Below are 22,021 nucleotides of genomic sequence, written 5' to 3' on the forward strand. Positions count from 1 at the left end.
GGTTAGGTAAGTATCTTTCCATTAAAAACATTAAAAAGGTGACTTGATGAAACCATTTGGACTTGCCGGAAAACCCCGGCCCGAACCTTGCGGCTGCTGCTGGTATACCCGTGAGGACTGCCCTTACGTCAGCGCAAAACAGATCTATCGCCGCAGGCAGCGCAAGGCAGAACGCCAGCGTCAGCGCAGCACCATTGTGATGGCCGTTTCTGAATTTCGCTGACCTCTTCTGGAAATATCATTTTTTCTCCAGAAGAATTTTAAAATAAAGGGAAATCTTTTCACGGGTATCTGATGTTTATTGTTTATGGTAAATTGCGCCACATTAATTGTTTGTGGCGCAGTTCGTGATGGCTTAAGGATATAATATGAAAATCAGCCAGCTGGAATCCGGGATGCAGGTTTGGTCTGTAACCCGTACCAAAATGGGAAATACCACCATTTCAACGGTCATTGTCCACCCCGTTGTCATTATTGAAATTCATGATAACCATGTGATTGCTCGCTGGAACGGCAATGCACCACGTCGGTTTGGAGAAACGGCTATCAGGGGCTGGAAGAAGGAGAAGCCACTGCTTGTCCGTGAGCCTTTCGGAAATGTTCGTCTGGCCACCCGGGCTGAAAAAACCGCTATGCAGGAAAAAGAGTAATACCCCCTTTTAGCACCCACAATTTCACCGTCCATCTGCCTTTAACCTTGCCTGTTATTAACGGAATCCTTTCTGACTGGGCGGATCCCACGCATAACCTGAACTGTTGGCTAACCGTCTTACAGCCAAATTCCCTCCTTTATCTGGCAGGAGTGCGTCCGTGAGCTCTGTATGATCTACGTGTTTGTTAAGTAGAGCACATAACAGGAGTGGGGTATGACTGAATTAAATAAAAGCCCGTCCGGTTTTTCCGGAGCTGATGTCAGTAAAGAACAGGCTGCCATAAGGGCACTTGTAGAAAGAGTAGTGACCAACTATCGCAGCCGGACAGCACCTGATCGGGTTCAAAAGGCTTCGGTAGCGTTTAATGGGGGATTAATCCTGACCCTGATGCTGGCCTTGACGCTATTGGGCTACCTTGTGGCGGAATTGCTCAGGGGGTATGTTGCGGATAGTTCACCCTATGTGCCCGGTCTAAGTTATTCGCAATTTTCGATGCTTATGGTCGTTGAGCTGTGTCTATGCTTTCTTGCATGGTTTTTGGTTGTCACAGGGGACTATCCCCGGCCGTGGATATTTCAGGTAGTCCCGATGGAGCAGTACTGGTTCTTTGACGAAGTGGATGACGACGATCTTGCCCGGCTTTCCTGTAACCCTTACATCAAGCGCTGGCTACTTGATGAAATGTCCGGTATTCATCGACTGACCTACACGAGGCTGCATGATCGACTGGAGCGCATCTGTAATATTGCATCCCATCTCGAATACAGCCGTATTCAGGCACATAAGATTTCCCTAATCAACGGAAGCAGTGCCTCCTGATCCTACCATTGCATCCGGAAATTAAACGGGCAGGAACTGCACTGTATGTTCCGACCCAGCAGCTGCCCGTTACCCTTTTCTTTAGTATAAAATGACTTTCGCCGACAACCGGAAGTGAATCATGTCAAATAAATGAAAAATCAGTAATTTATGTAGGCGGGGTGTTTGGCTGATCAGGGCAGGGTGGTATAATAACGCTGGTGCTGGAGGCTTTTGCCCCAGCCAGCGGTAACACTGTTTGACTGTGGTAAAAGCAGAAAGCCCCGAGTAATTTTTCAATTAACCTGTACTGCACCCATTTTGTTGGACGATGAAATGGAATAGTCCCTGATATGTCAAAGCCAAAATACCCCTTCGAAAAGCGCCTTGAAGTCGTGAATCACTACTTCACAACTGATGATGGTTACAGGATCATCTCTGCACGTTTTGGTGTGCCTCGAACCCAGGTCAGGACGTGGGTTGCCCTCTATGAAAAACATGGAGAAAAAGGTTTAATTCCCAAACCTAAAGGCGTTAGTGCTGATCCAGAGTTGCGCATTAAGGTCGTGAAAGCCGTGACCGAGCAGCAGATGTCCCTCAATCAGGCTGCTGCTCACTTTATGCTTGCTGGTAGTGGTTCTGTAGCCAAGTGGCTGAAAGTCTATGAGGAGCACGGAGAAGCTGGTTTACGCGCACTCAAGATCGGCACCAAAAGAAACATTACAATGTCAGTTGATCCAGAAAAAGCGGCGTTAGCATTGGAGCTGTCGAAAGACCGACGTATTGAGGATCTTGAAAGACAAGTTCGATTCCTTGAAATGCGGCTTACGTATCTAAAAAAGCTGAAAGCCTTAGCTCATCCCGCGAAAAAGTGAAAGTACTCAACGAGCTAAGGCAGTTTTACCCTCTTGATGAGCTTCTCAAGGCAGCGGAGATACCGCGCAGTACGTTTTATTACCATCTAAAGGCTCTCAGCAAGCCTGATAAGTATGCGGATGTTAAAAAGCGTATTGGTGAGATTTATCACGAGAATAAAGGTCGTTACGGATACCGTAGGGTAACGTTGTCTCTCCATCGAGACGGGGAACGGATTAACCATAAAGCCGTTCAGCGCCTGATGGGAACCCTCTCGCTTAAGGCAGCGATTAAGGTCAAGCGATACAGCTCCTACAGAGGAGAGGTAGGGCAAACCGCCCCCAATGTTCTCCAAAGGGATTTCAAGGCTACACGGCCAAACGAGAAGTGGGTTACCGACGTTACTGAATTTGCAGTCAATGGGCGAAAGCTGTATTTGTCTCCAGTAATAGATCTCTTCAACAACGAAGTTATTTCTTACAGCCTGTCGGAAAGACCTGTGATGAACATGGTCGAGAATATGCTCGATCAGGCATTCAAAAAGCTTAAGCCTCACGAGCATCCTATTCTGCACTCTGACCAGGGATGGCAGTATCGTATGAGAAGGTATCAAAACATCCTTAAAGAACAAGGCATTACACAGAGCATGTCCAGAAAAGGCAATTGTCTGGATAATGCAGTCGTGGAATGTTTCTTTGGAACCTTAAAGTCGGAGTGTTTTTATCTTGACGAGTTCAGTAATATAAGCGAACTGAAGGATGCTGTTACGGAATATATTGACTACTACAACAGCAGAAGAATTAGCCTGAAATTAAAAGGTCTGAGTCCAATTGAATATCGAACCCAGACCTATGTGCCTCGTGTTTAACTGTCCAACTTTTTGGGGTCAGTACAACCCGAGGCCCCTGTATGCTAGTCACATTCAGAGTAGCCTCTTGCCTGCTTAAATGCAAGGAGAAGAAGGCCATGAAAATGCCGAACCAACCCATTGTTTTGTGCATATTAATAGTTTGTTTAACGCTGTTGATATTCACCTGGCTCACACGAAACTCGCTTTGCGAGTTGCGGATGAAAGACGGAACAAGGGAGGTATCTGCTATCCTGGCCTACGAATCCGGTAAGTAGCTGACAAAGAGGGGGGCAACCCCCTCTTTTCGGGGTGTGGATTAGTATGCCATCGGCACCTTTTGAAAGGGTTTCTCCAGTCGGGGAAACCCTTTTTTCCTCCCGTCTTGTGGCATATAGCCTTTTGTATAAATCAAGAACCAGACCCAAAGAGTCCCACTTCACGCAAACCGTTCAAAAGCCTTAGCGTAATCCAGTCGGGAAAAATTTCACCGGTGCTCGTCCGGGCACGTACCGGAAACAATGGACTTCTCACTGGTCGGTAGCTCATAGAACGTAGCCATTGCGGTCAGTCCTTATTCTGTACCCAGTAGAGTTTTATGGCCGTCTGGCAAATCGTTCAAACATTGTCATTTCTGTTCTCGCTGCATCCGGTCAAATGATACGGTGAATTCAGCTCATGGGCATTCGCATCGCAGTCTACGAAGGCACCAGAAGTTTGAGGATGTTACGCAAAGAACAGTTATCAGGTTTGCTGGTGGGCGTAATGCCTACCTCTACTTTACTTCATAGGGATTCTTCTGCGGGGAAGCAAGAATTGACTCAACGTTGTCCGGTCGTACCAGATTTGTCGCGGAAAGCGCCTTTTTGTGAGGGGGGCCGCAGCGCTAAACCTTTTCCTGGAACGACATGAAGGACAGCAGAGCGTCCGCCCTGGAGGACAGCTCAATACAGTCTCCACGCTGCGGTTCTATCTCTTCGTCAATGGTTTCATTGTACCAAATACGCAGCCGCCATCCCTTCGCAGGGAAAGCGCTCTGCATCGCCAGGACCATCCCCTCCGGCGACAGCAGTTCTCGACAGAGGTAGCAGGCCCCGATCCGGGTTGAATCCCGCAGCCACATTACGGGATACTCTTTAACCAGTTGGTCATACACGCATTCTGCCATATGAAAGTAATTTTCGTCAGCCCTGCAAAAATCACACATTCGATTTCCTTAAATGGTGTTCATCGAGATAATTCAGAAAGTTGATTCGCCAAACTACGGGGCATTTCTTTAATGGCGGAGCTTTACATCACTATTTCTGTCATTTTCAAATCCGCCGGATACAGCAATAATTGCACCGAACAGCGGTTTGAACTGCAATGCATCCGTAGGGTATGCGACAATAATAAGGCTCTTCCCGTACTCTTAAAAATGGAAGAGTTTAAAACCCATACTGCTGGGATGAGCGAAGCACGGTACATTATGCCAGCGTATAAGGGCCGTCATAACTTGTTTTTTTCTAGAACACGGCGAAGTTTTCTTACCTGGGAAGCTGTGGAAAGCGTACCGGTTCGGGGATGGCATGCGCTTGCCTTTTCACCTGGTTTGAGTACATAGGCTAATGCCAGCTCGTTCAGAGCCGCCTCAGCTTTCAACAGGGCCTCAATGGCCGTGTTCAGGTATACAGTTCGGCTCTCATGGTTCATCAGGATTTTCCTCACAAGGGTAAAAATGACAGGCGATACCTGCCGTTTACCCTTTGTCTCCGTTAAGAATGGCATCACGGCAGGCTTCCCAGATTACCTGGGCATTAGCATCACACTCCACGAACCCGCCGCACTGATCGTATATCACCTGGTATACCTCAGGGGGAATCTTCCCAGGCGCAACCGGAGTTGAGCGTTTGCCTTTATGAATCTCATCTGCGGTATCACAGACAGCGTCGAGATGCCGCGACATCCACTCAGATAATTTCAGACCCTCTCGATTTGCCTGTTTTACATAGCGAACCTTTCTGGAAACCGTAGATCGCATCTGAATCTGTGTCACAGCTGGCACATCTTCTTTCATGGCATTCTGTAATGCAGCTTTGGGCTTTTTCATGTTCATGGTTGCTTTAAATTATTCTGGAGTTCGTCTGATATAAATGCTGACGTGATCTGTCAGCGTCGCTTAAATAGTTTATCGCCTTCCGCCAGTTCGCCGTTGAGCTGTTCAATCACGCTCCAGATGAGCCGATCATCCGGCGTTGAGCCTGCACACTCTTTCACGACCGCCACGGGTCTAAATTCTTCAGGGTCTGCCTGCCCGGAGGTGAAGAGCCTGCTCTCAATCCAGTGGGCCCCCTCTGTGCAGCAGTGGCAACTGGTTTCAGGTGGTTCATCCAGACCGTCCACTCCACAGGCTGAGCAGGTGAACAGTTTGCGAGACCCACCAGCCAGTGGCGTATCGCAAGCTGCTGGAAGTGCGCCAGCATTGCGCCAGTACAGCACATGATTTGAATCGTAGCAGTGTCCATGAAGCAGAAGCGAAACGCCGCAACTGCGAGTTTCAATGGCTTTGCCTGTGCCAAGGTATTGCCCGATCTCGTCCCATACGTCCACTAAGGTGTCAGGCAGCGGACGCGTAACAGGGAACTTAGCGCAGTCGTCCGGGGTGCCTTTAATGCAGCAGAGGGCCGAATACGCAAGCTCCTGCATTTCGTAGGAGTACTGACCACATACCACGCGTTCCAGTTTGTCGATTAGTTGTTCTTTATTCATCATACTCAGCCTTATTAAACAAATTCATTACGCCACTGGCACCATCTGGCCGGAGCAGACTGCGGCCCGGTAGTAGAGCCGCAGGGGGTGTCGCTGGACTAACAGGTGCTCAGTGAGTCCCGCACTTCCTCATGACTGGTCATTTTCAGAAGAAGCTTTCCAGGGCAGCGTGGTTCCGCCTGTGAACGGGTGACGTCTTCGTTGATTGCCTGGATATGAGCAGATTCAACGGTCCGACGCTGTACGACATGGTTGCTCAGGTTGAATTCGCACTGGAGCCTTCTGGCATCAGAATCCGCGTTCATTGCAATACGTTCATCAAAGCGGCGGTTCATTCGCAGAGCCTCTTCGTGAGCTGCATCAACAAGGGTGCGTCTGGTGACATAGTCGTTACCAGCAAAAAACGATAGCTGAGCGTGTTCCGAAGAGTAGTCGGAGCTTCCCTTACAACGGGCAATCGCGGCTTCAGAGTGCAGGATTAATGAACTCAACCGTGAACAGACGTCATTGATGGTGCCGGTTTTCAGACAGTCGTGGATAAGTGTCCAGGCGGAAATGCTCAGCGGGCGGCTGGTGATCACATAGGGATTGTAATGATCAACCGTTACGATAGTACGCAGTGAATGAAGCGATTCGGACTGCGTACGTAAGTCACGGCGAACAGTACATGCCACCGAGGCAACATCTTTACATTCTTTGTCGGACATCGAGTCCAGTACGCGGATCTCCACCTCTGCCGCCTTTGAGGCGATATGCGCACTAATCTCACCCTTAAGACGTTTGTAGTCAGCCTTGAAGCTTCCCACGCTGTCAATATCGATCCAGTAACCACAGCTGTAACCAGCATTACCAAACTCGTCATCTTTCTCATAGTTCGGACAGCCGTCATTGCTCCAGCCAGCTTTTTCCAGCAGCTCGTCAATAGCGACCAGCTCAGCCATTGGTGCATGTTCGATAATGAAATAATGGACACGGCCCCAGGCATATGCGCGTGAACGGCCATCAACAGAAGTATCAGAAGTCGTCTGACGGGAAAGTTTCATGAGGTACTCCAGTTCTGCCCGGTACCGCCGGGGCGGTGGTGCGAAAGCCGCACCATGAATGACACTATGATCCTCCTAACTTCTATTGTCAATACAATTGAAGTGGCGTTGTATTTATTCATTATTTGGACCCGGCTCGTACGGAACGACCGTCGGGACTTGCCAATTATTCTGCGGTGAGCAGGGGGAAGGGAACATCCCACCGCTTGTTTCAAGATGTACAGCCAAGGAGGGCGCAGAATGCCTGACAGAATCATCGTGCAGCGGTAGCGAAAGACCTGACAAACGGGAAAAGTATCCTTTTATTCCAAAGCCAACCTCAGCTTTTAATGTCGCCAGTACGTTTCTTAAACATGCCAAATCGGTCTCTTATACGGCCGGATGGGCCCGATGAAAACGATAAAATGAGAAACAGAACCCGACACATCGCTGCTCTCTGGGAAAGCCGGTCAGCAGATGGAGCGCCAGGAACTAAATCCGCTGGTTTTAATAATGATTGAGGAGAACAAGATGAAAGATAACAAGACACGTCCTGTAGACTCGTATGCTCATGCTGATTTCATGGAGTCCGTCTTCAGCAACCTCAGGGCTTTCTGTGATGCGGAATGCCAGCGGCTAACTGCCGGTTATCCCCCAACTGTCAAACCAGAACAGCAAAGCACTGACGGCCAGCTGTCGGCGGCATAAATCATTACCTGCCAGTTCGTTCAAATTTCCGCTTCCTTAAGCCCGGGCCAAAAGCCCGGCTCAATCCAAAAACTGAACGTACCGGTTTACCTCTATATCTCCTCAATCCCCTGCGACTTACAAGAGACCCGCACCGGTTTAGCCATTCCTGTCCTGCCACTCTCTCATCACTGGCCCAGACAACCGGAAAAGTAACTTTTCTCTCCGACTCACCTTCTGAACCAGCTATTTTGCTTAAACGTAAAAACGGCCCACTGTTGTGAAGATTTAAAACGGACGGATCGAGTAGTATTGTCTCAGGAATTTTTTTTAAGAAAAGTTACTTTTTCTTCTGTGCAACCTATTAGAAAAAATGTCGAACCTGGTATTGTTGTGTTGTAGCGCAGTTAAACAACCAACCAAAAGAGAGAACAAAAATGTCCGCAATCGAAACTGAAGTAAAAAACAACAGCAACGAAATCAGCCTTCGTGGTTACCTGGAACGCACTGGTAACGGTGCCCGTAAAGGTAACGGCCTTATCATTGACCCTTCGGTTGTTGTAGAGCAGGAAGGCTTTAACACCCGCACGGCCGGTATGGGCGAGCTCTACTATTCAATGCCTCACGTTGTGGAACACCTGAACAGCCTGGCCGATGCCTACATGGAAGACCCGTTCAGCGTGACGCCTATCGTTGTTCAGATGGTTAATGGCGTACCTGTACTGCGTCAGGGGGCTTGCCGTATCCGTTCCATCGCTATTGCAAACCGCCAGCTGGAAGCAGAAGGGCGTGAACGCATTACTCGTATTCGCTGCGAAGAGTTTCGCGGTAGCGCTTCAAAAGCAGAACTCTTCACCCTGACCGGCAACTCCAACCTGGCGCTGTCTGTCGTAGCTGAAGCGCTTTCAATTAAGCGTCTTGTTGAAGATAAAGAAGAGCCTAAGACCTTTGCGGAACTGGCAAAAAAACGTGGTAAATCAGAGCAGCATCTTCGCCAGATGGTTCGCGTACTGGACCTGCCTTCTGAACTACAGACCATGCTTGTGAGCGATCAGGTGAGCATGTACGTTGCGCTGGACGAGTATATGTACAGCGGTGAGGATGCGGTAGATAACATCAACAAGGCGATCTCCATCTATGGTAAAGCGACGAAAAACACGCTGAAATTCGTCAAAGCTGCCAAGGTAGAAGAGCGCATGGCAGATCCGCAGACTCCGGAAAACTCCGGTGATGAGCAACCGGCAGGTAATGCTACCGTTAACACCCCGGTACCGGATCAACTGAATGATGAAAGCAATACAGAGACGCTGGTTACGCCACCGGTACAGGAACCAGCTCCGGCTCCAAAGGACAGCGCTCCTAAACAGAACCCGGCAGGTAAAGCACCATCCATGTCCAGCGTTCTGAACAAAAAGACCGTGACCGTCATTGCCGACACCGCGATCCCGATTTTTGAACGTATTGCTGAAGAAGCCAAGCTTAAAGAAGGTGAATCTGTCAGCACTGATACTTACACGCTTGTTCTGACCAATGATGAAATGAACGATATCATCAATGCTCATGCTGACCTGAAAGAGTACCTGCGTAAGCATGCTGAGAAGATGAATAAGGGACAGGCATGATTTTCTGACCGACCCCTCCATCCGGACGGGTCGGTAACTTTTTCAGGACAAGGGGAAACAGGGCAATGAAGAAGGCTTTTATCAACGTAGACAAGACTAACCCACTGCCAGTCCTGACGGATTCGGTGACCCGGGTAAGTATTCAGTGCACGGCAAAAGATGAAAACGGGGCAGGGATCGAAGTGAACATCCTCGACCTGATTCAGGATCATGATACGGATGAAGTGAAAGTGCAGTTTGGGAGCTCGCCTGTTCAGGCTCTGGCGATGCTCCGCCGGGTTATGACAGCACTGGAAAAGCAGGCAAATGCAGAACTGCAACAGAATTCCTGCTCGCGTATGCAGTAAACGGTAAAAGCAGAATGTTCCCTACTGGATAAACCCGGTGGACCTCACGGAGAGCAAGTCACCGAATGGTTCACTGTTAAGTGATATACATCCGGATTTATAAGGTTTTGCAGCATCCGAATAGGCAATAAATAGAATTATTTTGATTTATCTCAGCAAGGAAATGGAAAGCTACCAGATTTTAGGATAGCGAAATGCCTGTATCGCTACTCTGCTGAATTAGAAATGATTTTAAACGCAATGCATAATGATAGAATAGCAATGCCTTTAATTATTTGTCACGTCTGAATTATATGTAGACTTACGGAGAGGATATGGTAATTACTTATTCATTATCGGAAACGTTTAATATGTTTTTACGCGAGATTATTGCATCTGGACTTGCAGTTTTTTGCGCATGGTGCGTTTTGTGTCTTTTCTCTGATCAGGAACGAGGTAAAGAGGTTCCTGTTTCTATGAAAAAAATAACTTCAAAGTCAGCTTTCTCCTACTTTATCAGTTCTCAAATTGCCGCTTTTATTATCTCCTTGTTGGGTTCAATCTTAAGCACGAAATGGGACAACATCGTCTGGAATGATGAAATAAGACAGTTTTATCTGCATGTAGGATTTGGGCTGGTAGCTTGTGTATTCTGTCTGCTTGTAATCTTGCATGAGAAATTTATCAAAAGAAATTTAAATGTTTATTCTGGTTATTGTGGTTCACTGGCAGTTAGTCTCACAGGAATCTTTGTACTTTGTGCGTTATATCTGACATTTTCATTACCATTTCATTATGAAGAACGTCTACTTAATGATGCATCCTTGGTGGCTTCGGATGGCGTTGAAAATTCAGTCGTTTTTGCAGACGGTCGTTACTGGGTTTTTGAACTGGGCTTACCATATTTCAAACAGTCATTGCTCAAAGAGGTAAGAAGGGGCAGGTACCAGCTAATCTGCACTACAGAAAAAAAACCAACATGCTGGTCTGGCAAAAAACTTCCCGAAAAACCAACCTCTTTGAAAGCTAGTTCATAAAGATTTAAACTGCTCGCTTAAATCCACACTGGTCCAATTTTGAAAATTTATTGTGTTTTTAAAAGAAATTACAGTGTGGGTTATTAGCCAGTAGGTCGGAGTTTTATATAATACCCAAAAACACAGGAGGTATTATGAAAACCAATCTGGCCTATGCATCTAATTGCTCCGATTCTGTCTACTCCTATATTTATCAGGCACTGCAACAACGCTCTGGTGCCGAGAATGAAAGCCTTTATCAGCAGGCCATTTCCAGCTGCTGCACAGATAAACAAAAAAAGAAACTGGCCGGGTATTATGCCGGTCCATGGCAGCTGCTATTCAACGCGTGGTGTAACAATCGCGTCCCTAACACAGCGGTGCTGGCCCTTTTACTCCAGCAGTGCTTATCTCATTTCCAGTGCGAAGAAGTGATCGCAGCCTGGCAGTAACCCTATCAAGCCCCTTCGTATAGCGGAGGGGCAGGAGATATCTCATGTACAGAAACGACAGAAACGTGGATTCCTTCAACCTGGTTAATGCTCTTCAGCCGGTCTTTCGTAACACCGGCTGTGGGATGTTTGAATATGATCGTAAAAAGCAGAATGAAACCGCTGATTCAATCTTACGAGCGTTGGCGTTAAATGCCGATTTCGCGAGGGCCTTAAAACAGTACGTCCGGATTAATTCTGTACGACGGGTTGTTCAGTTCGATGACGGCTCGGTTCGCTATGGTATTCATGCCGAATTTGAAGGGCATAATAAAATTAATTCCTTCCGTATTTTTAAAGATGAAGATACAGACGCATTTGACTCCTATTTTTATTCGGTTTGCGATAATAAAGCTGAGCTGGTGGATTTTAAAATGGACTCTCTCGATATTCAATTGCAGGCAGTTTTTGAAAAGGTGACAGGTATTTTTCTGTCACATTAAATATTCAAATTTTCAATCCTCGGGCTGATAGACAAAAAACGCACTTTAGAATATAGATGAGATGAATATGAAAAACGTAAATATTTTGGATACCGATATTGCGGCCATTAATGCTCTTTCTGGCGTAGAACTGACTGACTTTCTCACTGCCGGGTATCAGGTAAACTGGTTAGGAGAAAGGGAGGTTTCGCTGGTGGGCTTTCCGTGTTTAGCAAGCAACAAGCAGCCGGTAGAAGTTGGTCCCGGCATTTTCATTAATCGCGTGTACAGCAGAGACAGCCAGTCTCTGAGCGGGAAATTGCGCTATGACCTGTCTAATGGTCTGGCAACGAGTGCATTTTCATTTTTCTCCCAGTCAGGCTGGTATGGGGGATTCCGTGTCGTATCTTTCCGTGACAACGGGCCAGCTGCGTTAATCAACATTGGTATTGTCCATGAGAATGTTTTGAATGCATTTTGTGCTGACTTCCCCCGGGCCAATGTGAGCGTAACCCGTTTTCATTGTGGCATGACGCTTGAGCAGATCCGAATGTTCATTTCAGACACTGCTTACGATATGCCGCTTTATAACAACGAGTCTGACTTTCGCAGGCTCGCCAGTTAGCATGGAGGCTGACTTCAGTGCTTACGCCTAAAAGCCGGTGAGCGAGGTGGCGGAACCGGTTGGCTTCGCCCAGTCTTACTTACTTCTCTCAAGGTACTGCGCTGCAAGCGTACGTAAAAAAAGTAAGTAGCTAAATGGCGTGAGCGATTAGTTCTATACGGGAAGAAGTCATAGTATTCTGAAATGATAGTTATCTCATACGAACGATAGTAATGGAGTTTCTTAATGGGCGTTGATATCTGCTGGCGATTTCAAAGGGAAGAAAAGCCTGGTAAATGGATTAATTTATCAAGCAATTATAAAGGGGACCGATCATATCTCCACTTTGCCTGGCTCGGATTTGATGTAGATCGTGAAAGGGCGAGCACATCAGCAGTTTTTATCCACGCATTACGCGGATTACCTGATGATATACCGTCCGAAGATGATGATTTATTCGGTGAACATTCATACTCATGGCTGACTTCGGAAGAAATTTTGTCAGCCATACCACCCGATAACGCCGGAGAGGTGATCCAGGAATTTGTCGAAGAAGTAAAGCGTCTCCACGTGGAGAACGGCAGCGTCCGTTTCGTCTTTGGATTTGAAGGGTAACCCGTAAGAAAGTAGCTATCTTACCCGGCTAGGTCTCCAATCTCTCAGATGCTCAAAGAGGGCCGGGCATGGTGCCCACACATCCCCTACCATTCCGATTTGATATTCGTCTAATACACCCTTTAAAGAAAACAAGCAGACGGCAATGAGACGTCGGATTAGCGTCAGCAAATATGAGACGTCAGTAGTCGATGTTTGTCCTGCGGAACGTGAATCTGTTTACAAGGGGTAAAGCCGTACCATCCATGAGGGCTCAGAGAGCCGGGGTCTCCTCCAGATCACTGGAAGTTATTGACTCTGGCAGGCCTATCCCTATGACTTTTTCCCGGATGGCAAATTAAGAGCGAACAGGGCCAAATTAGTACTCTTTTCTAAACGGAAATACTGAATCACCCTGATATAACTGGTCTCTCACAAGACAGGAGATCATCAATGGAACGTGTAATATTTTCAGTAATCTTTTTTATGATGCTGGGCGTACCTTTTTACCTTCTTTATAAAATTGCCCGGGACATTTTTGGTACCGCCGGTGCTGGTGAGCCTGCACAATTGCCTCAGGGCAAGCAAAGACGCTCAGGAGGCGCTGGTTCGGGTTCGATCTGGCAAGGACACCATCTACAGGGGAGCAGCCATTTGAACCCCCTCGGAGGTGATTGTAATGGTGAAAATAGCATAGCTGGTGGTTGTGATGGTGGCGGTGGAGGAGGTGACGGAGGTGGTGGTGGTGACTGATAGCCTGCAACTTTAACTATCAGGATGAAACCCATGTCCAGCAACCGGAAAAAGAATTCATTTCAACCGAAAAGCCCTGCCTTAAAGTGAAGCGTATTAAACGTGAAGGATGCTGAATTAGAGGGTATCGGTTTTATACTGAAGCGTAACTGGAAGAAGGATCTGAAATTAACTATTACGGAAAAGTAACTTTCTGACTCACCACGTACGCCCCTCGGTTATGCCATACAGTTTGATACGAAAACAGATCAGTAAGTAGATTGCTATACGCCGGAGAGAAGTCTATTTTTCATGCACCGAACCTGTTTGGCCTGCAATGGAAGCAGGTATAATAATCACATACAAAGGAGGGCATTATGAATACATTTTTATACGTGCTTTTGGCCTGGATTGTTGTGCTTTTTATCGCCAACAAACTGCTCGCAAGACGTAAGCCCAATACGGTTAAAATCCTGGTACAGCGCAACGGGAAAGCCGCAGAGGTTGATGCTGTAGTGGTTCAGGGTTCAAAGAGAGCTAACAACAGTTCTGTTGCGGACAGCGACGCGGTAGATAGTTATTTTGAAATGAATCCTTACTCCCGCGAAAACCAGGCGAATGGTTGGGCTATGCTGGCCAGAGACGATGACCAGCTTAAATAATCAGTTGAGTGTGATGTGTAAAGCAGCTTAAAACTCTAAATGGACGAACAGGGGAGGTGACAAAGATGACAACCAATACAACAACGACCACCTACCGCTCAGAAGAAATCGTGCCGTTCAGACGGCCCAAAGGGGATCTGGATAGTCGGTATATGCCTCAGGTGTATGCAATGGTGCGGAACTGGGCAAGTAACCCTGCTCAATATGGTGAGGGTGTACTGGCCTCCTACCGCCAACCGGCAGTAAACCTTGCCTACCAGGTAAAAGGAACTCGTGTTGTTTTAATTCTGGTACCAGTAGAGTGCGAGCCACCTGGAGTGATAATGACGGAAACAGTCCTGTGGCCGTCACTATCACTTGTAGAAGTCTTGCAGACCTTGCAGGAGGCCTGGCAAAATATTCCGGCGTTAAACCCCTGACGACTTCTGTCAATATCACCGGCTAGTGATTTACCTCTCTGCTGGTGGTCAGCCCGCCTAAGTTCAAATTATCTCTTTCTAAATTAGCCCGGATAAAAATCGGTCCCTCTAAAATAGCCTGCCCTGAGTAGGCTACGTCATACAAAGCGTTGGCCAGTCACCAGCTGGCTGGTGGCCATAATGCTCCACAGGATAAACCGTATCAGAACTACGCAAAGAAAAAGCCCCAACAATTTACCGATGGGGCCTTTTGCAGACATTTTACAGCCTTACCAATGATAGAGCGCTAAGGCTTCTGCTTAGTGAACAGACTTGCCCACAGATAATGGATAAAGTTGAGCAGAATGTATGTTACTCGTTGCTCGAATTTCATCGGGGCTTTGTACTTTGTCGTTATGTTATGAATATGAGTAAGGTCCGTATAGAGCCCTGGCGACTTCCTTGTTGACTTCAACACCGAACAGATGTGCTGAACAGACTCCGGTGTGAACAACCGTAGCCCTCGTCGTTGTTTGACTTTATGGATAAAATCGTCCATCCCCATACATAACCATTCCGGCTTGATGCCATCAAACTTACAACGTCCGTTTATGATGACGACATTGATACATTCCAGTTCTCTAGCCTTAAGAGCAGACTGAATAGCCCTGATGTGCCCCTGGTTTTGCTTAAACGGGTTCTGCAACTTGAGGGTTCGGGACTGAGTCCATTTCCGCCAGTGGCTTTCCTCCAGAGTACCGTAGAGCTTGCCTACGTAGTTTTTCTGCTCTATGACGTATATACCATGTGGGGCTACGAGAATGTGATCAACCTGCGTAGTGCTATGAGCCGACAACTGAAAGGTGAGATCACTAAGTAGCCCCTGAGCTTCTTCAGGAAGCCCAGATTCAATTGCCTTTGCAGTCCGCAGTTCCGCTATGGCAGAGGTCATAAATCCCAACAGACACAGCAACACGACGAAAATAAGGATAATGAAAGCTACCCCCGTAATGCTCCACAGCAGATTGAAAGCATCCATGTTACCTCACAGAGGGGTAGCTGGTGGCATTAACAGATTCTACTAAGCGGGTAGTGGTACCGGTAAGGCTCTCAATATTTGAAGACAGGCTCATCAGCATGCCGAGTGCAGAACGGAGATTACGATGAGGCTCATTGTAGTTTTTGAACGTGTCAGTGGAGTACATTTTTGAAAGACGTGTACGGATCTCTACTGACGTAAGATCTCCATCCACCAGGCCGTACTTAACTGCCTGAGGTGTTGGCCATACACGGCCTGAATAGAGAGAAACAGCATCGGCATCATGACGCGAGAGAAGCTTTTTACCCCGTCCAAGTTCAACATCAGTTATAAATTTTTCATGCATCGTGTTCAGGATCTCCTTCTGCATGAACTCCCTCGTTGAATCGGACAATGGGTGGAAGGGGTCAAGAGCATCTTTGAACTCACCGGCCGTAAGGGGCTCATTCTTGACGCCTACTGTGCTCATGATCTCTGACAGATTCCAGTGGTCCATACGCACACCGATAGAACCGATCAGGGCATTACTGTCGGCATAAATTGCATCAGCGGGCGATACCGCGTAATAGCATGCGGATGCGCATATGCCTTTCACACTAACGATGATTGGTTTATATGAGTCTGCGATATCAGAGAAAAAACGACCGGTACCGCTGGAGAGTACTTCGAGGGAGTTTTGCTTCGACCGTGCTTCATCGCCACGTTCTGTGCTCCCGGTTTTGTTACTCTTGTCAGCGGCTACAGATGAAAGAGAGCCACCGGCATCTGATACGCGTTCAATCTGTGGCTGGTGGTTTTTAAGCGCGTTTATCTGGCGGTAAATAATGATGGCGTCAGAGGGACCACCACCACCTGACTCTGCCTCGATAATAACTGCTTTGGCATGGGGATTATTGTAAGCTTTGGCAAGAGCTGTTGCGATCACTGTTCCATCGCCCGTTTCCGAGCCGGTACCCATCTCGCCAGAAATCCGTATTACAGCTATATGGTCTTTCTTCCCTTCAGCGTCCTGCCATTGTTCGTAAAGATTGTAGAAAGAAAACCCTACAGCGGTCATGGCAATTAGCGACATAGCAACTTTTGCCGTGGTATGAATGCGAAACATCTTATAAAAACGGTCAGCGTTATCATTGAGCGATTCTTTGATATTTGTAGGGGACTTCCTTTTTTTACTGCTTAACATCTGACCACCTTTACATGAGTTTTTGAAAGTTAGACCACAAGCGATTCAATGCAATTCCCAGTATCAATAAAGCGACTGGTGGGAAAAGTTGAGCGATATTGTTAAATAGTGACATATTTGGCATGACCAGGTAGACCATCGTTAAAGCACTGATCACCCAAAATGCTCGAAACCAAATACGATAAAACTGAACTGTAACCTTACCAAATACGTACCTCTTCAATTTCCACTGGTACATTCCATCTGCTAGCATGGCAAATAGATAGGGCAGAAAAACGATTAGCCACCCCAGGATTAAGTTCCACCGGAAAATGGACTGATAAAGTAAGAGGGGTATGTTTTTGGCCATAGTGTAATTAATAGAGGTAAATTTTTCAGCAACAATGTTAATACCTCTGGCTGGTTTTTTGGTGTCAGGGATCAGAATAGTATTCAGATAGTCAATTAACTTATAGTCATGTACCAACCAATTTAAAGTCGCTTCACTATTTGCAATGACAGACTTCCAACGGTCATTTGATATGATGGACCGGCTTGCATTAACCTCCTGAGTAATCTGATATTTGAGCTCCTCAGTATTCTGGAAAGCCAAGCTGTAACCAAAATAAATGACCATGCCAAAAAAAAGCATTGTTCTGAGCACTGCTGCCCTGCTTGTATTATCCGCAGCCATTGCTTTCCCTCCATTCACGAAAAAGAGCTAGCCTCTGATCGTGATTGCAATAGTTGTTACGCCACATCGTCGGGATACCCAGGAGCCAGTGGTACTGTTTAGGTATGATTTGGTCGATGAGGCTTAACTCCGCCAGTTCTTTATGCTCTGCGCTTTTCCACTCGATCTGTCCCACATCAGGAACAAATACAGCGGTCCTTGCTTTTGCGGCCTGGCGGGAAAATTCTATAAAGTTGATGCCCCACGGCGTCCAGTATCTGTACTGCTCGTTTAGGCCGATGTTAAACACCGGCAGAGAAAGAGTTGAGTCGGCAAAAGCCGAAATCACATTTTTGCAGACTCTTGGACTATCTATTTTTTCCTGTTCGGTTTTGAGATGAGTCAGCAGTGCACGGTCAATAATGCTGTTAAAGGTGTTTGTATAAAGGCCATTAGGGTCAGGAAGCTGATCTATGGCAGTAATGATTTTAAATTTTAACCGAGAAAGAAAGGGAGAGTCCTCAATAGTAACTATATGACTATGTGTTGTTTCTGGATGAATCTGGGGTTTGATGCGCTGTACTTGTTTAAAAGAGACACTACCTGGCAAATTAATGAATGCGCCCACCGTGCGTGTTAAATCGACGAAATAAGGCAAAAGATAACAACCAAGCATACGGGCATTCTTTTTTACAAGATCACACCGTACGTCATTGTTATCGAAAGAAATACGGAAACTAACGAATTTACGTTCAGGACCTTCGCTGGTGGTCAGTGATTGAATCCATTCATGGCATGATCCTTGTGGTACCGACCAGTAGCTGGTTTCACGGTCCCCAAAGGGATCAGTCGTGATCAACTCTCCCTTTAAAAGGAAAAGCTCAGACAGGGTATTTGCCATGGAGAATAGGGAATCGATATCGTTGCTCTGACAAAATTTTCCCAAATGATGAAACGCGTTTTTTTCTATCATAGTTAGCCGATCTCGAACTTCCTGAGAATCTGCGTACTTTAAACCCAAAGACTGAAAGCGCCTTTTTACGAGCGAGCGACATTTGCTGACTTTTAGTGCAGAGCTTAAAATTTGCTGGCGCGTCAGGACAATTTTTTCATCCATCAATGCAACTTCCTTAGAAATTTATTAAGATTTTTGATATCGAGATTTTGACGCAAAGTAACTTTTCCGGCCTTCTTGAAAAGCATTTCCGACAGAGTTGTGTTTGGCTTCATTTGTTTCTCAGCAACAGCAATAGGGATTTGGCCTACAACCTTCCTGCCATCTTGAAGCCTGGCAACTATGTGAAACATAGGGACCTGACCCAAGAGATCCTTTGGAATACTCTCTTCTAAAGTTGTCTGCTTTCTTTCTGAGATTGAACCTGAGAAGTTATTATGCGGCAAAGATGTTTCTGAACCGGTCGTATAAGTGACCATATTTGTGCTTATCGCACTCTTACCAAAGTTCTCTACAACAAGCGTCTGAGTAGGAGTATCGTTGACTCGCAAGCTTATATAATTGTTGCAGAGCCCCGTAATTCGATTGGCAGTTTCAACACTTGCCGCAGCAATAAAGTCGGAGATGGTTTGGGTGCAAATAAACAGTGCAATTTTCGCTGCACGACCCTGCGCCAGAAGGTTAATCATAGGGTTGTTAATGGCTGAGTGTGCCTCATCAACAAAAATACTTATCCTGGAATTAGCTGACATATCACCATCTTGAGCGTTGTAGCGACTACCGGCACAGGAGGTCAGATCTGACATTATTAATTGAGAAATAGCAGCTGCTGTATCGGGGTTTGAAAGGCCATCAAGCGAAATGTATAGCACCCCGCCAGTGCTGAACATCCCTTCGCTTGTTACAATTTCTCTTGATGATACTGAGTTCGGGTTAGGAGATAAAAGCTCATTTAAAGGTTTTTCAATGAGCATATCGAAAACAGGCATAATACCTGCGGTCATTTTAGCCATATGCTCTGGGTCGGACATTGAGTAATCAATAAGCTGGGAAACAGTATCTAACCAGTCTATTTGTTCGGACCCCTCGTAATTCATGAAATGAGCCGTAAACCATTCAGCGAGACGCTTGAAACGTACCGGCAAGGTATCGTTAGCGACGTACTTAACTTTTTCGGTCCAGACATCGTAACCATAATATCTCGCGTAACATGACTCCATTACCTTGACTGTAAGATTCACAATAGACATGTGGCTTTTCATGTTCTTGTGAATCAGATAAATAGAAGGCTTTTTCTCTATGTAAGAAAGCCCGGAAATCACATTGGAAACGAGAGCCTTGGCATACTGAACGAATGGGTTAACCTCACCGGGAACTGTCACCAAGCTCAAAAGACGAGATGTTAGGTCAGAAACATTAGTATAGGTGTTGCAGACATCAATACAGACCGAAGATGCTGGCTGGCCAGGATGAAATTTATAGAAAGGAAGACCGAGGGTCTTAGCCTCTTCCATTAGAGATTCTCGCCACTCTGCATCGTTCTTTGGATCTATGACAACAACAACATGACCAAGATGAAGCATGCTAATGCTTAGTAAACGCTGTAGCACCGTTTTCCCGGTACCCACGTTTCCGGTTATCAGAGTATGACCAAACCAATTGTCTTCAGTTACAAATATGGGTTCCCTACGTTCCACAGCAAAAATTGCATTGCTGCCGCCCATCTTACGAGCCATTGCGTCAAAATGTCTCTTAATTGGGTTGAAGACGAATGGCAACTCGATCTCACGTTTATCACTGGAGAGGTTAGCTATTTGATATGCCCGATCCGCATGTTCCGGACCCCACTCAAACCCATCACAAAAATAGGACTTTCGCTCGGGTATATCCTTATTTTTATTTTGATAATCCTGAACCAGTTGACGATACTTTCGCTCATTGGAGAAAAAGTTACTTTTGTTAATTACACGCAGTGAATCAAGACTAACGAACATGAAATGTCGCTTGAATACACGCCAATGAGCCATCAAAAATGGCGCTGCTGTTTTGCAACGATAAAGGCACAGCAAAAAAAGCAATATTGAGGTGAACAGAACTATTGGGGCGATGTCCAGTCCGTCTGAAGAAAGTCCCATATAAAGCATAGAAACCGAACAAATCAAAAGTATTGAGGCACTACGATACTCAAGAATAGGCCGATAAAAATTCTCTTGTGCATGGAGGTTAGTCCTCTTCGAATCTGACATTATAGGTTCCCAGCCTCTTTCAGGTTATTGATAATTCGTTCAATGTCCACTTTCGCCCGGTCTGATGCGGCCAGCAAAGTAGGCATGTTAAATGCATGGCATTTTGTATTGATCACAGCACCAGAATTAACGAGGTACTGAGGAAGCTTATTGAAAAGATCTTGAGCCTCTAACTGCGACCCAAATTTTTCCACGCAAGATTGGGTCAGATAGAGAGTATTAGGAGTACTTACCATAAATCTGTTTTTGCGCTTTCTTTTAAACGCCACCTCCATTTTGGACAGAATTTGATGCAGTACTAACGCAATTTCTACAAATTCAAGCTCTGTAACGTCACCTTCGCTTATAAGCGAGAATTCACCATTTTGGTCTGATTCAGTAGATGCAAAGACTTTACTGTTCAGATTGTGACCAGAAACAGGTGATGCTGGTTTTTGTACTTCTGCTTTGTCCGATGATTTATTCCGGTTGCGCTTGGGATTTTGTTTTTCTACCGGTGCTGTTGGGGCGAACAGTCTGGCCAGTGCTGGCGAAAGATGATGCCCCTTAGCGTCTGTGGGCGCATGCTCTCCATTTGATTCTTCAAGTACAGGAGGTAAGGCGGGCTCTTCACTTGCCATCACACTGGTTGCGGCTGCTTCGGTCTGGGAATACACAACTTCAGCTGGTGGTGGGCAGTTACCCTCAGTATCTGGTTCTGAGTTTTCTTGTCCTACAGAAACATCCATAGAGCGTTCATTCGTACCCTGGGGATCAGCGTTCTGTTCTCGGTTAAGTTCTGGTAATTCTGACGGCTCGGAGAGAAGCTTTTCATTATGGACCGAAGAGCTTGTTGCACAACTACCGACTTCTGGCCGAGAAACACTAAGCTGTGAGAAATCGGTATAATCAATGATCTCATGCTCTTCATCTTCTTTCTCAAAAAGATGTTGATAATGTTCATATTCCACAGCCTCAGTTTTCAGCGGACCAGTCGCGGATGCACTATCGGTTCCATGATATTCCACGTCGCCAGAATGTTCTTCGACTGCATTTACACGTGGGGGAGGCAGCTCAAGCGTTTGCTTTGGACGTGGGGCAGAGTTTTCAACAGAAGACTCATCATTAATCACTAATGCCTGATACATAGAAGTATTGAAAAGTGACTTTAAAGTTGTTGGCCTTCTTGGCTCATGATAGGTGAGCTGGAACCCGGCGCAGTTATCGCCGAGCTGGACTAAACGCAGATCGTCAATGTCCCTTACTATCCACATTCCATCGAGAGAGCCTTCTCTGAATGTCAGTTGGAAATAGGGCTCTTCACTGAATGCTTTTTCATCTAATCCCGGCAGCAATGCCATAGTGACCTGCTCCCCGTTGATTAGTACACCCCGATGTTAGTAATGTCTTCATAAGCCACATGAGGACATCCCCATGAAGAAGCGTTTTTCCGATGAACAGATCATCAGTATTCTCCGCGAAGCCGAAGC

Annotated in this window: 27 protein-coding genes and 1 pseudogene; 17 read left to right on the forward strand and 11 right to left on the reverse strand. The window is 46.4% G+C overall.

All coding sequences use genetic code 11. The annotated features are described in order from the left end of the window. Nucleotides 1-46 precede the first annotated feature (46 nt). The 6 genes and pseudogenes from LLF79_RS24795 to LLF79_RS24820 all read left to right on the forward strand — a co-directional run bounded on the left by LLF79_RS24795 (nt 47) and on the right by LLF79_RS24820 (nt 3,431). Nucleotides 47-223, forward strand: a complete 177-nt coding sequence (locus tag LLF79_RS24795) for a hypothetical protein (protein WP_000802040.1) — start codon at nt 47-49, stop codon at nt 221-223. A 145-nt stretch (nt 224-368) separates the two neighbouring features. Then, nucleotides 369-650 carry a hypothetical protein gene (locus LLF79_RS24800; protein ID WP_000703842.1) on the forward strand — a complete coding sequence of 94 codons (282 nt, stop codon included), beginning with the start codon at nt 369-371 and terminating at the stop codon, nt 648-650. A 216-nt stretch (nt 651-866) separates the two neighbouring features. Next, the gene (locus LLF79_RS24805; RefSeq protein ID WP_000137794.1) at nt 867-1,472 is read left to right on the forward strand and encodes a hypothetical protein; all 606 of its coding nucleotides are present in this window, start codon (nt 867-869) and stop codon (nt 1,470-1,472) included. A 332-nt stretch (nt 1,473-1,804) separates the two neighbouring features. Then, nucleotides 1,805-3,174, forward strand: a protein-coding gene (locus tag LLF79_RS24810; RefSeq protein WP_085949440.1) for an IS3-like element ISKpn8 family transposase whose coding sequence is annotated in 2 segments (ribosomal slippage) — nt 1,805-2,285 and nt 2,285-3,174 — 1,371 coding nt in all. Because the reading frame shifts where the segments join, the coding sequence is not laid out codon by codon here. 79 nt (nt 3,175-3,253) lie between these two features. Further along, nucleotides 3,254-3,364 (forward strand): annotated as a pseudogene (locus LLF79_RS24815) (DUF5431 family protein); the annotation flags it as partial. Then, entirely contained in the window at nt 3,312-3,431 is a 120-nt protein-coding gene (locus LLF79_RS24820) for a type I toxin-antitoxin system Hok family toxin (protein ID WP_223152483.1), read from the forward strand. The pseudogene LLF79_RS24815 and the gene LLF79_RS24820, both read left to right, overlap by 53 nt. A gap of 608 nt (nt 3,432-4,039) precedes the next feature. On the opposite strand, the gene LLF79_RS24825 is transcribed toward LLF79_RS24820, so the two are convergent. From LLF79_RS24825 to LLF79_RS24845, 5 genes are all read right to left on the reverse strand, one after another. Then, nucleotides 4,040-4,360, reverse strand: a complete 321-nt coding sequence (locus LLF79_RS24825) for a hypothetical protein (protein ID WP_000332796.1) — start codon at nt 4,358-4,360, stop codon at nt 4,040-4,042. 281 nt (nt 4,361-4,641) lie between these two features. Next, nucleotides 4,642-4,845, reverse strand: coding sequence for a hypothetical protein (locus LLF79_RS24830; protein ID WP_001015183.1), 204 nt, complete (start codon nt 4,843-4,845; stop codon nt 4,642-4,644). 46 nt (nt 4,846-4,891) lie between these two features. After that, on the reverse strand, nt 4,892-5,242 hold the full coding sequence (locus LLF79_RS24835) for a hypothetical protein (protein WP_000743059.1): 351 nt from the start codon (nt 5,240-5,242) through the stop codon (nt 4,892-4,894). Nucleotides 5,243-5,301: 59 nt separating this feature from the next. Next, nucleotides 5,302-5,904, reverse strand: coding sequence for a hypothetical protein (locus LLF79_RS24840; protein ID WP_001371889.1), 603 nt, complete (start codon nt 5,902-5,904; stop codon nt 5,302-5,304). A gap of 95 nt (nt 5,905-5,999) precedes the next feature. Beyond that, complete coding sequence (locus tag LLF79_RS24845) at nt 6,000-6,944, reverse strand: DUF5417 domain-containing protein (protein WP_000778029.1); 945 nt, start codon at nt 6,942-6,944, stop codon at nt 6,000-6,002. 510 nt (nt 6,945-7,454) lie between these two features. On the opposite strand from LLF79_RS24845, the gene LLF79_RS24850 reads away from it, so the two are divergent. The 11 genes from LLF79_RS24850 (at nt 7,455) to LLF79_RS24900 (ending at nt 14,498) form a co-directional block, all read left to right on the forward strand. Next, on the forward strand, nt 7,455-7,631 hold the full coding sequence (locus tag LLF79_RS24850; RefSeq protein WP_001371930.1) for a hypothetical protein: 177 nt from the start codon (nt 7,455-7,457) through the stop codon (nt 7,629-7,631). Between the two features lie 416 nt (nt 7,632-8,047). Next, the gene (locus LLF79_RS24855) at nt 8,048-9,232 is read left to right on the forward strand and encodes a hypothetical protein (RefSeq protein WP_001272971.1); all 1,185 of its coding nucleotides are present in this window, start codon (nt 8,048-8,050) and stop codon (nt 9,230-9,232) included. A gap of 65 nt (nt 9,233-9,297) precedes the next feature. After that, on the forward strand, nt 9,298-9,579 hold the full coding sequence (locus tag LLF79_RS24860; protein ID WP_000708863.1) for a hypothetical protein: 282 nt from the start codon (nt 9,298-9,300) through the stop codon (nt 9,577-9,579). 314 nt (nt 9,580-9,893) lie between these two features. Continuing rightward, a complete protein-coding gene (locus LLF79_RS24865; protein WP_000237191.1) occupies nt 9,894-10,595 on the forward strand; it encodes a hypothetical protein in 702 nt (233 codons plus the stop codon). 134 nt (nt 10,596-10,729) lie between these two features. Continuing rightward, entirely contained in the window at nt 10,730-11,026 is a 297-nt protein-coding gene (locus LLF79_RS24870) for a hypothetical protein (protein WP_000856246.1), read from the forward strand. Between the two features lie 44 nt (nt 11,027-11,070). Beyond that, on the forward strand, nt 11,071-11,508 hold the full coding sequence (locus LLF79_RS24875) for a hypothetical protein (RefSeq protein ID WP_000286108.1): 438 nt from the start codon (nt 11,071-11,073) through the stop codon (nt 11,506-11,508). Nucleotides 11,509-11,575: 67 nt separating this feature from the next. Further along, nucleotides 11,576-12,112, forward strand: coding sequence for a hypothetical protein (locus LLF79_RS24880; RefSeq protein WP_000800251.1), 537 nt, complete (start codon nt 11,576-11,578; stop codon nt 12,110-12,112). 225 nt (nt 12,113-12,337) lie between these two features. Then, entirely contained in the window at nt 12,338-12,706 is a 369-nt protein-coding gene (locus LLF79_RS24885) for a hypothetical protein (protein ID WP_000537761.1), read from the forward strand. A 432-nt stretch (nt 12,707-13,138) separates the two neighbouring features. Beyond that, a complete protein-coding gene (locus tag LLF79_RS24890) occupies nt 13,139-13,438 on the forward strand; it encodes a hypothetical protein (RefSeq protein ID WP_000442693.1) in 300 nt (99 codons plus the stop codon). Nucleotides 13,439-13,794: 356 nt separating this feature from the next. Beyond that, nucleotides 13,795-14,079 carry a hypothetical protein gene (locus LLF79_RS24895; protein ID WP_001091367.1) on the forward strand — a complete coding sequence of 95 codons (285 nt, stop codon included), beginning with the start codon at nt 13,795-13,797 and terminating at the stop codon, nt 14,077-14,079. A gap of 65 nt (nt 14,080-14,144) precedes the next feature. After that, nucleotides 14,145-14,498 (forward strand): hypothetical protein, encoded by a 354-nt coding sequence (locus tag LLF79_RS24900; RefSeq protein ID WP_000210769.1) that lies wholly within the window; start codon nt 14,145-14,147, stop codon nt 14,496-14,498. A gap of 286 nt (nt 14,499-14,784) precedes the next feature. Here the strand turns inward: LLF79_RS24900 and LLF79_RS24905 are convergent, their stop codons facing one another. The 6 genes from LLF79_RS24905 to LLF79_RS24930 are packed head-to-tail and all read right to left on the reverse strand — an operon-like array spanning nt 14,785 to nt 21,892. After that, the gene (locus LLF79_RS24905) at nt 14,785-15,516 is read right to left on the reverse strand and encodes a nuclease-related domain-containing protein (RefSeq protein WP_058688199.1); all 732 of its coding nucleotides are present in this window, start codon (nt 15,514-15,516) and stop codon (nt 14,785-14,787) included. Nucleotide 15,517: 1 nt separating this feature from the next. Beyond that, nucleotides 15,518-16,699 (reverse strand): S49 family peptidase, encoded by a 1,182-nt coding sequence (locus tag LLF79_RS24910; protein WP_000952985.1) that lies wholly within the window; start codon nt 16,697-16,699, stop codon nt 15,518-15,520. A gap of 10 nt (nt 16,700-16,709) precedes the next feature. Then, nucleotides 16,710-17,372, reverse strand: a complete 663-nt coding sequence (locus tag LLF79_RS24915; protein WP_000718549.1) for a DUF4400 domain-containing protein — start codon at nt 17,370-17,372, stop codon at nt 16,710-16,712. Then, a complete protein-coding gene (locus LLF79_RS24920) occupies nt 17,359-18,468 on the reverse strand; it encodes a hypothetical protein (RefSeq protein ID WP_000343600.1) in 1,110 nt (369 codons plus the stop codon). Before LLF79_RS24920 ends, LLF79_RS24915 begins: the two co-directional genes overlap by 14 nt. Next, entirely contained in the window at nt 18,468-20,552 is a 2,085-nt protein-coding gene (gene traD, locus LLF79_RS24925) for a conjugative transfer system coupling protein TraD (RefSeq protein WP_001284073.1), read from the reverse strand. Before traD ends, LLF79_RS24920 begins: the two co-directional genes overlap by 1 nt. Next, nucleotides 20,552-21,892 (reverse strand): hypothetical protein, encoded by a 1,341-nt coding sequence (locus LLF79_RS24930; protein ID WP_227880554.1) that lies wholly within the window; start codon nt 21,890-21,892, stop codon nt 20,552-20,554. Before LLF79_RS24930 ends, traD begins: the two co-directional genes overlap by 1 nt. Nucleotides 21,893-22,021: the final 129 nt, after the last annotated feature.

Origin of the sequence: Enterobacter cloacae complex sp. 2021EL-01169 (genome assembly GCF_020733125.1) — a bacterium.
GTDB classification, from domain to species: domain Bacteria; phylum Pseudomonadota; class Gammaproteobacteria; order Enterobacterales; family Enterobacteriaceae; genus Enterobacter; species Enterobacter roggenkampii.

Excerpts from the sequence above, each read along its gene's own strand:
- LLF79_RS24795 (WP_000802040.1), top strand. The coding sequence starts at position 47 with ATGAAACCATTTGGACTTGCCGGAAAACCCCGGCCCGAACCTTGCGGC.
- LLF79_RS24800 (WP_000703842.1), top strand. The coding sequence starts at position 369 with ATGAAAATCAGCCAGCTGGAATCCGGGATGCAGGTTTGGTCTGTAACC.
- LLF79_RS24805 (WP_000137794.1), top strand. The coding sequence starts at position 867 with ATGACTGAATTAAATAAAAGCCCGTCCGGTTTTTCCGGAGCTGATGTC.
- LLF79_RS24825 (WP_000332796.1), bottom strand. The coding sequence starts at position 4,360 with ATGTGTGATTTTTGCAGGGCTGACGAAAATTACTTTCATATGGCAGAA.
- LLF79_RS24830 (WP_001015183.1), bottom strand. The coding sequence starts at position 4,845 with ATGAACCATGAGAGCCGAACTGTATACCTGAACACGGCCATTGAGGCC.
- LLF79_RS24835 (WP_000743059.1), bottom strand. The coding sequence starts at position 5,242 with ATGAAAAAGCCCAAAGCTGCATTACAGAATGCCATGAAAGAAGATGTG.
- LLF79_RS24840 (WP_001371889.1), bottom strand. The coding sequence starts at position 5,904 with ATGATGAATAAAGAACAACTAATCGACAAACTGGAACGCGTGGTATGT.
- LLF79_RS24845 (WP_000778029.1), bottom strand. The coding sequence starts at position 6,944 with ATGAAACTTTCCCGTCAGACGACTTCTGATACTTCTGTTGATGGCCGT.
- LLF79_RS24850 (WP_001371930.1), top strand. The coding sequence starts at position 7,455 with ATGAAAGATAACAAGACACGTCCTGTAGACTCGTATGCTCATGCTGAT.
- LLF79_RS24855 (WP_001272971.1), top strand. The coding sequence starts at position 8,048 with ATGTCCGCAATCGAAACTGAAGTAAAAAACAACAGCAACGAAATCAGC.
- LLF79_RS24860 (WP_000708863.1), top strand. The coding sequence starts at position 9,298 with ATGAAGAAGGCTTTTATCAACGTAGACAAGACTAACCCACTGCCAGTC.
- LLF79_RS24865 (WP_000237191.1), top strand. The coding sequence starts at position 9,894 with ATGGTAATTACTTATTCATTATCGGAAACGTTTAATATGTTTTTACGC.
- LLF79_RS24870 (WP_000856246.1), top strand. The coding sequence starts at position 10,730 with ATGAAAACCAATCTGGCCTATGCATCTAATTGCTCCGATTCTGTCTAC.
- LLF79_RS24875 (WP_000286108.1), top strand. The coding sequence starts at position 11,071 with ATGTACAGAAACGACAGAAACGTGGATTCCTTCAACCTGGTTAATGCT.
- LLF79_RS24880 (WP_000800251.1), top strand. The coding sequence starts at position 11,576 with ATGAAAAACGTAAATATTTTGGATACCGATATTGCGGCCATTAATGCT.
- LLF79_RS24885 (WP_000537761.1), top strand. The coding sequence starts at position 12,338 with ATGGGCGTTGATATCTGCTGGCGATTTCAAAGGGAAGAAAAGCCTGGT.
- LLF79_RS24890 (WP_000442693.1), top strand. The coding sequence starts at position 13,139 with ATGGAACGTGTAATATTTTCAGTAATCTTTTTTATGATGCTGGGCGTA.
- LLF79_RS24895 (WP_001091367.1), top strand. The coding sequence starts at position 13,795 with ATGAATACATTTTTATACGTGCTTTTGGCCTGGATTGTTGTGCTTTTT.
- LLF79_RS24900 (WP_000210769.1), top strand. The coding sequence starts at position 14,145 with ATGACAACCAATACAACAACGACCACCTACCGCTCAGAAGAAATCGTG.
- LLF79_RS24905 (WP_058688199.1), bottom strand. The coding sequence starts at position 15,516 with ATGGATGCTTTCAATCTGCTGTGGAGCATTACGGGGGTAGCTTTCATT.
- LLF79_RS24910 (WP_000952985.1), bottom strand. The coding sequence starts at position 16,699 with ATGTTAAGCAGTAAAAAAAGGAAGTCCCCTACAAATATCAAAGAATCG.
- LLF79_RS24915 (WP_000718549.1), bottom strand. The coding sequence starts at position 17,372 with ATGGCTGCGGATAATACAAGCAGGGCAGCAGTGCTCAGAACAATGCTT.
- LLF79_RS24920 (WP_000343600.1), bottom strand. The coding sequence starts at position 18,468 with ATGGATGAAAAAATTGTCCTGACGCGCCAGCAAATTTTAAGCTCTGCA.
- traD (WP_001284073.1), bottom strand. The coding sequence starts at position 20,552 with ATGTCAGATTCGAAGAGGACTAACCTCCATGCACAAGAGAATTTTTAT.
- LLF79_RS24930 (WP_227880554.1), bottom strand. The coding sequence starts at position 21,892 with ATGGCATTGCTGCCGGGATTAGATGAAAAAGCATTCAGTGAAGAGCCC.